Genomic DNA, 6,568 nt, shown 5'->3' with positions numbered 1-6,568 from the left:
CTTGCGAATCATCGCCCCCGGCCCGGCCCGGGGGCGATGATTCGCAAGCCGTCCACATAACACGCTTGATCAATTCCTCCGGGCGTTCGGCCCGCGCTTCCTGCGGATGTTCCACCGGCCTTGGCGTGCCCCGGCGTATTCATTGCGGATAATCCACGCGATGGCCGAACGTTGATCAATTTCATTGGTCATCCGCACTTACCGCCGTACGGGTGATCGATCCCCGAACGGAGTAGGGAAAGTTCACCATCCTGAACCCGGCAAACCGGGACGTTAGGTCTCTTTCGAACGGGTTCCGGCAGGTGTGACGCCCGCGTTTCTTCTCGCCCGCACAGCGGCTCCGACCTGCGAATACCGTCCCCGGCGAACCTTCCGCAGCACGTACGTGTTGCAGTTGTCAAGCCCCGAGATATGCCCTGACCTGCGAAAACGCCATTCAGGAGAAGCTGTTCTCGTGTTACTCTTGATAGCCACGGAAGGGGTACCTGTCACATGACGTTCAAGGTTGGCGACACCGTGGTCTATCCCCATCACGGGGCCGCGCTGATCGAGGCTATCGAAACTCGCCAGATCAAAGGCGTGGACAAGACCTACTTGGTGCTCAAGGTCGCCCAGGGCGACTTGACGGTGCGTGTGCCGGCGGACAATGCGGAGTTCGTGGGTGTGCGCGACGTTGTCGGGCAGGAAGGGCTGGACCGGGTCTTCGAGGTGCTGCGCGCGCCGTATGCCGAAGAGCCGACGAACTGGTCCCGGCGCTACAAGGCAAATCTCGAGAAGCTCGCCTCCGGCGATGTCATCAAGGTCGCGGAAGTGGTTCGTGACCTGTGGCGTCGTGAGCGTGAGCGTGGACTCTCCGCAGGTGAGAAGCGCATGCTCGCCAAGGCTCGCCAGATCCTGGTGAGCGAGCTCGCCCTCGCGGAGAACACCAACGAGGACAAGGCCGAGGCCCTGCTCGACGAGGTCCTCGCGTCCTGAACCGGATCGCACCGGTCTAAGGCGTGAATAACGTGCCGCGGTGCCCGCTGACCAGCCGTCCGAACGGCGTGTCGTCGGGCACCGCGGCATGTCCGGATCTGGATTCCGGCGGTCCGACTGCGGATTTCGGACCCATGGATTCCAGACACATTCCGGATTCCGGGCACAGGGACGCCGACGGGCGGTGAGGCCCGAGCATCCCGGATGTTGTTCTCGATGCGCCGACGCGTTGGCCTCGTCGACGATCCCCCGGTACTTTGCTCGCGATCTTGTGAAGTCGACGTGTCAGGCCGATCCCGAGCGGCCGGGTCCGTCCTCGTCTCGCCCGGGGTCACGGAAAGGGTCCCGGTCGAGTCATGGCATGGCGCCCGGCTCGATTGAGGCCATACCCACGTCGGCCGTGGAGACAAACATGCCGATGCTTCGGAGTGCAACCGATGTCTGATCAATCGCGTCCCAGCCGCACCGCCGCCGTGATTCCCGCGGCCGGCCGCGGCGTACGGCTCGGCCCCGGCGCCCCCAAGGCGCTGCGTGCGCTGGGCGGAACGCCCATGCTCGTCCATGCGGTACGGGCCATGGCGGCGTCCCGTCAGGTGTCCCTGGTCGTGATCGTCGCACCACCGGACGGCGCCGCCGAGGTCAGGAACCTGCTCGACGAGCACGCGCTGCCCGAGCGCACCGAATTCCTCGTCGTGCCCGGTGGCGGCACCCGCCAGGAGTCGGTGAAGCTCGGCCTGGACGCGCTGCCCGCCGATATCCGCGCCGTCCTCGTCCACGACGCGGCCCGCCCCCTGGTGCCCGTCGACACGGTGGACGCGGTGGTCGAGGCGGTACGGGACGGGGCGCCCGCCGTCGTCCCGGCGCTGCCGCTGGCGGACACCGTCAAGGAGGTCGAGCCGGGTGCGCCCGGGGAGCCCGAACCGGTGCTCTCCACCCCGGTGCGGTCCAGGCTGCGGGCGGTGCAGACCCCGCAGGGCTTCGACCGCGACACGCTGGTGCGGGCCCATGAGCGGGTCGCCGTCAGCGGCGAGGGCGCGACCGACGACGCGGGCCTGGTCGAGCAGCTCGGAGTGGCCGTCGTGGTCGTACCCGGCCACGAGGAGGCGTTCAAGGTGACCCGGCCGCTGGACCTGGTCCTGGCCGAAGCGGTACTCGCACGCAGGAGGGCGAACGATGGCTTCTGAGGAACGCATGGCCCCCGAGGGACACCTGGCCTCCGGAGAACGCGCCGCACCGGTGATCCCGCTCGTCGGGATCGGAACCGACATCCACGCCTTCGAGGAGGGCCGCGAGCTGTGGTGCGCGGGTCTCCTGTGGGAGGGCGAGGGCCCCGGGCTCGCCGGGCACTCCGACGCGGACGTCGTCGCGCACGCCGCGTGCAACGCGCTGTTCTCGGCCGCCGGGCTCGGTGACCTCGGGCAGCACTTCGGCACCGGACGCCCCGAGTGGTCCGGCGCCGCAGGGGCCACGCTGCTGACCGAGGCGGCCCGGATCGTGCGGTCCGAGGGGTTCGAGATCGGCAACGTCGCGGTCCAGGTCGTCGGCGTACGGCCGAAGATCGGCAAGCGGCGCGACGAGGCGCAGAAGGTCCTGTCCGCCGCCGTGGGCGCGCCCGTCTCGCTCTCCGCCGCGACCTCGGACGGGCTCGGCTTCACCGGCCGTGCGGAGGGCATCGCCGGGATCGCCACCGCGCTGGTCTACCGCACGGTCTGACCTGCCCCGGAGCCGGACTGCGGGCCCGGCGGACCGTCGGGCCCGCAGCCTTGTTGCACATCTATTGCACGTACCCTGGTACGGCAATGAGATGACGCGAGGGACGGAGAGGCTCCGGGATGAGTACGACGACGACGGCCGGGACACGGGCCGATGCCGACGGATACGTCCTGCGCACCGCCACTCCTCGTGACGTCGGCGGCGCGCGGGCCGTGATGCTCGACACCGTCTACCACGACCTGAGGTCCGGCTACGTGCCCCGCTGGCACGCCGACATCATCGACCCCGAGGCCAGCTATCTGCGGCCCGAGCGCTGCACCCTGCTCGTGGTCGAGCGCGACGGCGAGATCGTCGCGACGGGCGCCGTGCGCGACCGGGGGCCGCAGGCGCCGCCCAATCCGCGGTGGGTCGCGGACCGCTTCCCGTCCGGCACCACCGCCCAGCTGTGCCGGATCTACGTACGGCCGGAGCACCGCAGGCACGGGCTGGCGCGGTGGCTGGTGCGCGAGCTCTGCGACTTCGTCGCGCGGGCCGGCGGGTACGAGGCGGTCTATCTGCACACCGACCCGGCCGTGCCGGGCGCCGAGCCGTTCTGGCGGTCGCTCGCGCGGGAGGTGTGCGACGAACGCACCCTGCCCGGACGCGGTCAGAGCGTCGTCCACTTCGAGCTGCCGGTGCCCGCCGCCCGTTGAGCCGCTCGCTGAACCCCTTTTAAATGACAATCGTTTTCATATAAGGTCGTTGCCATGCCCCCGTCCCGACTCCGTCGCGCCGCGCTGCCGCTGACCGCGGCCGCCCTCCTCGTCCCGCTCGCCACCGCCTGCTCCGGCGGCGCGAACGACACCACAAGCGCGTCGGACGGCGGGCAACGCCTCCGGGTCGCCATGGCCTTCCCGCCCGCCCAGGCGATGTCCCCTTACGGCGACGACGCCGTCAACCTCAGCCGCCTCGCGGTCATCGAGGGCCTCACCTCCCTCGGCCGCGACGGCGCCGCGAAGCCCGCACTCGCCGCCTCCTGGAAGCGCGAGAGCCCGAAGGCGTGGACCTTCACCCTGCGCAAGGCGTCCTTCCAGGACGGCACGAAGGTCGACCCGGCCGCCGTCGTCCGGTCCCTGAACGCCGCTCAGAAGGCCTCGCCCAAGCCCCGCGTCCTGTCCGACACCGGCATCACCGCCGCCGCCCAGGGCGCCGGCACCGTACGGATCACCACCACCGCGTCCGACCCGCTGCTGCCCCAGCGCCTCGCCAACCCCTCCCTCACGATCCTGTCCGCCGCCGCGTACCAGGGGGGCAAGGTGAACCCGGCCGGACACGCCACCGGACCCTTCACCCTCGCCGCGGTCAAGGGCGCCGTCAGCGCCACGCTGGAGCGAAACGACCACTACTGGGGCGGCAAGGCCAAGGCCCCCGGTGCCGACGTGACCTTCGTGGCCGACGGCACCGCCCGCGCCAACGCCCTGCGCACCGGGGCCGTCGACGTCGCCGAGTACGTACCGATCTCGCAGGCCTCCCTCCTCGGCGACCGGCTCGTCCACGAATTCCCCTCCGCCCGAACCAACGGCCTCTCCCTCAACACGGAACACGGAGTCTTCGCCGACCCCGCGATGCGTGCCGCGGCCCGCGAGGCGATCGACTCCGAGGCCCTCGTCAAGGCCGTCTACGAAGGCCGCGCCGACAGCGCGCAGGGCCTCCTCGGGCCCGGCGTTCCGTGGGCCGCCGCCGCCCGCGAGGCCCCGGCCGACCGGGCGGCGGCCGCCGGCAGGGCGCAGGTCGCGAAGACGAAGCAGATCGTCCTCGCCACCTACACCAACCGGCCCGAACTCCCCGAGGTCGCCACCGTCGTCCAGCAGCAGCTCCAGAAGCGCGGCTTCACCGTCAAGCAGGTCGTCCGCGACTACGCCCAGCTGGAGGCCGACGCCCTCGCCGGCAAGTACGACGCCTTCATCCAGGCCCGCAACACCCTCCTGGACACCGCGGACCCCGTCTCCTACCTCGCGTCCGACTTCACCTGCGACGGCAGCTTCAACATCTCGCAGCTCTGCGACAAGCGCGTCGACACCGACGTGGACAAGGCCGCCGCACTCGCCGGAAACGACGCCCGCCACCGCGCCGCGATGACCGCCGAGGCCGACGTCCTCGGCACCGACGCCCTCGTGCCGCTGCTCCACGAGCGCTTCGTCCAGGGGTACGACGACAGCCGCGTCCACGGCGTCGCGCTCGACCCGATGGAACGCACCCTCATCACCGCAGACACCCGCGTCGGATGACCGGGTGAAGTACCTCGCCGGACGGCTCGCCGCGCTCCTCGCGGTCCTCGCCGTCATCGGCCTGCTGCCCCGGCTGACCCGCACCGACCCCGCCCTCACGATCCTGCGCGCCCGGTACGCCGAGCGGCCGCCCACCCCCGAGACCCTCGACGCCATCCGCGCCGACATCGGCCTCGACGGCGGCCCCCTCCACATCCTCGGCGGCTGGCTCGGCGGACTCCTCCACGGCGACCTCGGCACCTCCTGGGTCTCCGGGCAGCCCGTCGCCCCCGACGCGATATCCGCCCTGGGCGTCTCGCTCACCCTCATGGGCGCCTCCCTCGCCGTCGCCCTGCTCCTCGCCGCGGCCCTCGCCGCCGGGACCCTGCGGCGCGGGGCGGCGCGCCGCATCGTCACCACCCGCGCGGGCGTCGGTGCGGCCGTCCTCGCCGCCTTCCCCGAGTTCCTCATCGCCGCCGTGCTCGCCGCCGTCGTCGCCGTCCGGCTCGACTGGCTTCCCGCGCTCGGCTGGGGCACCCCCGGACAGACGGTGCTGCCCGCCCTCGCCATGGGCATCCCCGCCGGCGCCCTGCTCGGCCGGCTGCTGGACGACGCACTGCCCGCCGCGTTCGCCGAACCCTGGGCGCGCGCCGCCACCGCCGGCGGGCTGCCCGCAACCCGCATCGCCCGCCACGCCCTGCGCCGCACCCTGCCCGGCCTGCTGCCCCAGCTCGGCCTCATCGTCGTCGGGCTCACCGGCGGAGCCGTCGCCGTCGAGACCCTCTACGCGATCCCCGGCCTCGGCGGCACCGCGCTCGCCGCCGCACTCGCCCAGGACCTTCCGGTCCTCCAGGCCTGCGTCCTGATGCTGCTGCTCCTCGGCATCGCCGCCGGACTGGCCGCCCGGCTCGCCTCCCGCACCCTGCTGGGCCCCGCCCTGCACGACGGCGCCCTGCCCGCACTCCTGCCGCTCGCCCTCCCGGCCCGCCGGCTGCTGACCGCGGCCGCCGTCGTCCTGGCCGCGCTCTTCGCCGCCGTCACCGTCGCCGGACTCCTGCGCGATCCTCTCCAGATCGACGCCGCCGCCCGCCTCGCCGGACCGTCCACCGCCCACCCCTTCGGCACCGACTCCCTCGGCCGCGACATCCTCGCCCGCCTCGGACACGGCGCCGCCCGCACCGTCCTCACCGCCGTCGCCGTGTCCGCGGCCACCCTGCTGCTCGGCCTCGCGCTGGGAGCCGTACGCGCCGGAGCGCTCACCGAGACCGCCAACGCACTGCCCGCGATCCTCACCGGCCTCGTCGTCGCCGGTGTCGCCGGACCCGGCTCCTGGAGCGCCGCGGCCGCCGTCACCGCCGTCGCCTGGGCCCCCATCGCCGCACACACCAGCGCCCTGTACGCCCAGGAACGCGCCGCCCCGCACATCGCCGCGGCCCGCGCCCTGGGCGCCGGACGCGCGCACCTGCTGCGCCGCCACGTACTGCCCGGCGTACTGCCCCCCGTCGTCCGCCACGCCGTCCTGCGCGTCCCCGCCATCGCGCTGGCCCTCGCCTCCCTCGGTTTCCTCGGCCTCGGCACCGCGCCCCCGTCACCCGAATGGGGCAGGATGCTCTCCGAGAACCTCCCCTACGCGG

Annotated in this window: 6 protein-coding genes; all 6 read left to right on the top strand. The window is 72.4% G+C overall.

Annotated features, from left to right (window positions below; translation table 11 throughout):
• Nucleotides 1-492 precede the first annotated feature (492 nt).
• On the top strand, nt 493-975 hold the full coding sequence (locus J1C73_RS31830) for a CarD family transcriptional regulator (protein ID WP_006380568.1): 483 nt from the start codon (nt 493-495) through the stop codon (nt 973-975).
• 437 nt (nt 976-1,412) lie between these two features.
• Nucleotides 1,413-2,159, top strand: a complete 747-nt coding sequence (gene ispD / locus J1C73_RS31825) for a 2-C-methyl-D-erythritol 4-phosphate cytidylyltransferase (protein ID WP_207319403.1) — start codon at nt 1,413-1,415, stop codon at nt 2,157-2,159.
• The gene (gene ispF, locus J1C73_RS31820; protein WP_372446770.1) at nt 2,149-2,688 is read left to right on the top strand and encodes a 2-C-methyl-D-erythritol 2,4-cyclodiphosphate synthase; all 540 of its coding nucleotides are present in this window, start codon (nt 2,149-2,151) and stop codon (nt 2,686-2,688) included. The genes ispD and ispF overlap by 11 nt, the downstream gene beginning before the upstream one ends.
• 119 nt (nt 2,689-2,807) lie before the next feature.
• Nucleotides 2,808-3,380, top strand: coding sequence for a GNAT family N-acetyltransferase (locus J1C73_RS31815; RefSeq protein ID WP_207319402.1), 573 nt, complete (start codon nt 2,808-2,810; stop codon nt 3,378-3,380).
• A 54-nt stretch (nt 3,381-3,434) separates the two neighbouring features.
• On the top strand, nt 3,435-4,955 hold the full coding sequence (locus tag J1C73_RS31810; RefSeq protein WP_207319401.1) for an ABC transporter substrate-binding protein: 1,521 nt from the start codon (nt 3,435-3,437) through the stop codon (nt 4,953-4,955).
• A gap of 4 nt (nt 4,956-4,959) precedes the next feature.
• A partial coding sequence (locus tag J1C73_RS31805; RefSeq protein WP_207319400.1) for an ABC transporter permease subunit occupies nt 4,960-6,568 on the top strand: 1,609 nt, incomplete at its 3' end.

Source organism: Streptomyces laculatispora (assembly GCF_017353455.1).
In the GTDB taxonomy this organism is placed as follows: domain Bacteria; phylum Actinomycetota; class Actinomycetes; order Streptomycetales; family Streptomycetaceae; genus Streptomyces; species Streptomyces laculatispora.
Note: the sequence above shows the minus strand (reverse complement) of the source record. Positions and strands in the feature narration are given on the sequence as shown.

Coding starts and splice junctions, on each gene's coding strand:
- J1C73_RS31830 (WP_006380568.1), top strand. CDS start 493: ATGACGTTCAAGGTTGGCGACACCGTGGTCTATCCCCATCACGGGGCC.
- ispD (WP_207319403.1), top strand. CDS start 1,413: ATGTCTGATCAATCGCGTCCCAGCCGCACCGCCGCCGTGATTCCCGCG.
- ispF (WP_372446770.1), top strand. CDS start 2,149: ATGGCTTCTGAGGAACGCATGGCCCCCGAGGGACACCTGGCCTCCGGA.
- J1C73_RS31815 (WP_207319402.1), top strand. CDS start 2,808: ATGAGTACGACGACGACGGCCGGGACACGGGCCGATGCCGACGGATAC.
- J1C73_RS31810 (WP_207319401.1), top strand. CDS start 3,435: ATGCCCCCGTCCCGACTCCGTCGCGCCGCGCTGCCGCTGACCGCGGCC.